This window comes from Streptomyces sp. UNOB3_S3, from assembly GCF_020740895.1.
Lineage (GTDB): Bacteria > Actinomycetota > Actinomycetes > Streptomycetales > Streptomycetaceae > Streptomyces.
In genome coordinates this window covers 1-3,746 of record NZ_JAILXP010000521.1, presented here as the reverse complement: position 1 = coordinate 3,746, position 3,746 = coordinate 1, and the positions used below count along the sequence as shown (strand labels likewise).

Sequence of the window (3,746 nt, the reverse complement as noted above, 5' to 3'; positions counted from 1 at the left end):
GTGCGGGGCCGGGAGCAGCAGGGGGGCCGCGTCGGCGAGGAGCAGCGAGACCCAGCCGTCCTTGCCGGGGAGGGCGCCCGCGCCGGCCCAGACGACCTCGCCCGCCGCCGTGAGCTCGTCGAGCATGGCGGGGGAATAGTCCGTCACCCGGGAGGGCAGGACGAGCTTCTCCAGCGCGGACGAGGGCACCGGGGCGCCCTGCAACTGCTCGACGGCGCGCAGCAGTCCGTCGACGCCGCGCAGGCTGTGGGAGCCGATGTGCTGCCAGGCTGGCAGGAACGCGGCGAGCGTGGCGGGCGGCACGGGCTCCAGCTCGTGCCGCAGCGCAGCCAGGGAGCGGCGCCGCAGCCGGCGCAGGACGGCCGCGTCGCACCACTCCTGGCCCAGGCCGGCGGGGTGGAACTCGCCCCGTACGATCCGGCCGGCGGCCGCCAGCCGGTGCAGCACGCCCTCGGTCACGGCGATGCCGAGGCCGAACCGGGCCGCCGCCTCCGCCGAGGTGAACGGGCCGTGGGTGCGGGCGTAGCGGGCGAGGAGATCGCCCAGCGGGTCCTTGACGGGCTCGGTGAAGGCCTCGGGGACGCCGACGGGCAGGGCCGTGCCCAGGGCGTCCCGCAGCCGGCCGGCGTCCTCGACGGCGGCCCAGTGGTCCTCGCCGGCGATCCGGACGCGCAGGGCGCGGCGGGCGTCGGACAGCTCCCGGGCCCACCCCGGCTCGGCGCCGCGTTCGGTCAGTTCGGCGTCGGTGAGGGGGCCCAGCAGCCGCAGCAGGTCGGCGACGCCTTCGGCGTCCTTGGCGCGGCGGTCCTCGGTCAGCCACTGGAGCTCGTGCTCCAGCTCGGCCAGCACGTCGGCGTCGAGCAGCTCGCGGAGCTCGGCCTGGCCCAGCAGCTCGGCCAGCAGCCGGGAGTCGAGGGACAGGGCGGCCGCGCGTCGCTCCGCGAACGGGGAGTCGCCCTCGTAGAGGAACTGGGCGACGTAGCCGAAGAGCAGCGAACGGGCGAACGGGGACGGCTCGGGGGTGGTGACCTCCACCAGCCGGACCCGGCGCGCCTCGATGTCGCCCATCAGCTCGGTCAGGCCTGGGACGTCGAAGACGTCCTGGAGGCATTCGCGGACGGCCTCCAGGACGATCGGGAACGAGCCGAACTCGCTCGCCACCTGGAGCAGCTGGGAAGCGCGCTGGCGCTGCTGCCACAGCGGCGTCCGCTTGCCCGGGTTCCGGCGCGGCAGCAGCAGGGCGCGGGCGGCGCACTCGCGGAAGCGGGAGGCGAACAGGGCCGAGCCGCCCACCTGGTCGGTGACGATCCCCTCGACCTCGCCCTTGTCGAACAGGACGTCGGCGGCGGTGAGGGGGGACCGCTCGGCGTCGTACGCGCCGTCCTGCCGGGCGGGGCCGGCATCCAGCAGGTCCAGGCCGAGCAGGTCGGCGTCGGGCAGCCGCAGGACGATGCCGTCGTCGGCGTGCATCACCTGGGTGTCCATGCCGTACCGCTCGGAGAGCCGGGCACCGAGGGCCAGTGCCCAGGGGGCGTGCACCTGGGCGCCGAAGGGGGAGTGGACGACCACCCGCCAGTCGCCCAGCTCGTCGCGGAACCGCTCGACGACGACGGTCCGGTCGTCGGGCACGTGCCCGCAGGCGCGGCGCTGCTCGTCGAGGTAGGACAGGACGTTGCCGGCGGCCCAGTCGTCGAGGCCGGCGGCGGTGAGCCGGTCGCGGGCGGCGTCGGGTGCCAGCCCGCCGATCTCGCGCAGGAACGCCCCGAGCGCGCGCCCCAGTTCGAGCGGGCGGCCCAGCTGGTCGCCCTTCCAGAACGGCAGCCTGCCCGGGGTGCCGGGGGCGGGGGTGACGAGGACGCGGTCACGGGTGATGTCCTCGATCCGCCAGGATGTCGTGCCGAGGGTGAACACGTCGCCGACGCGGGACTCGTAGACCATCTCCTCGTCGAGCTCGCCGACCCGGCCGCCGCCCTTCTTGGGGTCCGCGCCGGCCAGGAAGACACCGAAGAGGCCGCGGTCGGGGATGGTGCCGCCGGAGGTGACGGCGAGCCGCTGCGCGCCGGGGCGCCCCGTGACCGTACCGGCGACGCGGTCCCAGACCAGGCGCGGGCGCAACTCCGCGAAGGCGTCGGACGGATAGCGCCCGGCGAGCATGTCGAGGACGCCGGAGTACGCCGACTCGGGCAGCGCCGCGAAGGGCGCGGCCCGGCGCACCAGGGCCAGCAGCTCCTCGACGTCCCAGGTGTCCATGGCCGCCATGGCGACGACCTGCTGGGCGAGGACGTCCAGCGGATTGGCCGGTACGCGCAGGGATTCGATGGCGCCGCGCCGCATGCGCTCGGTCACCACGGCCGCCTGCACCAGGTCGCCCCGGTACTTGGGGAAGACGACGCCGGTGGAGACCGCGCCGACCTGGTGGCCCGCGCGGCCCACCCGCTGGAGCCCGGAGGCGACCGACGGCGGCGACTCGACCTGGACGACCAGGTCCACGGCGCCCATGTCGATGCCGAGCTCCAGGCTGGAGGTGGCGACGACGGCCGGCAGCCGGCCCGCCTTCAGGTCCTCCTCGACCAGGGCACGCTGCTCCTTGGAGACCGAGCCATGATGGGCGCGGGCGAGGACGGGAGGCGCGCCCTTCGCCGGGCCGGACCCGCCCATCAGCTCGGCGGGGGAGTGGTGCTCGAGCAGCGGGGCGCCGGCGGCCCGTTCGTGGGCGATCTCGTTGAGCCGGTTGCACAGGCGCTCGGCGAGGCGGCGGGAGTTGGCGAAGACGATCGTGGAGCGGTGGGCCTGGACGAGGTCGGCGATGCGCTCCTCGACGTGCGGCCAGATCGACGGCCGGTCCTTGCCGTCGCCGCCCTCCCGCACGGGCGAGCCGCCGAGCTCGCCGAGATCCTCGACGGGCACGACCACCGACAGGTCGAACTCCTTGCCGGACGGCGGCTGGACGATCTCCACCTTGCGCCGCGGCGAGAGGAAGCGGGCCACCTCGTCCACGGGGCGCACGGTCGCGGAGAGGCCGATGCGCCGGGCGGGGCGCTCCAGCAGGATGTCGAGGCGCTCCAGGGACAGCGCCAGATGCGCGCCCCGCTTGGTCCCGGCGACGGCGTGCACCTCGTCGAGGATCACGGTCTCCACGCCCGTCAGCGCCTCCCGCGCGGCGGAGGTGAGCATCAGGAACAGCGACTCGGGCGTGGTGATCAGGATGTCCGGCGGCCGGGTGGTCAGGGCGCGGCGCTCGGCCGCCGGGGTGTCACCGGAGCGGATGCCGACGCGGATCTCCGGCTCGGGCAGCCCCAGCCGGGCGGCCTCCTGGCGGATGCCGGTCAGGGGGCTGCGCAGATTCCGCTCGACGTCCACGGCGAGGGCCTTGAGCGGGGAGACGTACAGCACCCGGCAGCGCTTGCCGCGCTCCGCGGGCGGCGGGACGCTGGCCAGCCGGTCGAGGGCGGCGAGGAAGGCGGCCAGCGTCTTGCCGGAGCCGGTGGGGGCGACGACCAGGACGTCCGAGCCCTCGCCGATGGCCCGCCAGGCGCCGGCCTGGGCGGCCGTGGGCGCGGAGAACGCCCCCGTGAACCACGAGCGGGTCGCGGGGGAGAACGCGTCGAGGGCCGAGGCCGGATCGGGCCCCGGGGGCGGGGCCGCCGTGTCGTTCGCCATGTCCCCCATCGTGCACCGCACCACTGACAATGCCCCGGACGCGCAGGTCAGCGGCGGTTCCGGGGGCCAGGGGGGCGGTTCCGGGA

The 3,746-nt window shown here is 75.7% G+C and carries 1 protein-coding gene; it reads right to left on the bottom strand.

Annotated features, from left to right (window positions below; all coding sequences use genetic code 11):
- Window positions 1-3,660, bottom strand: a 3,660-nt coding sequence (locus K6I33_RS32905) for a DEAD/DEAH box helicase (RefSeq protein WP_229358317.1), incomplete at its 3' end; no start/stop codon positions are given.
- Between the last annotated feature and the right edge of the window lie 86 nt (window positions 3,661-3,746).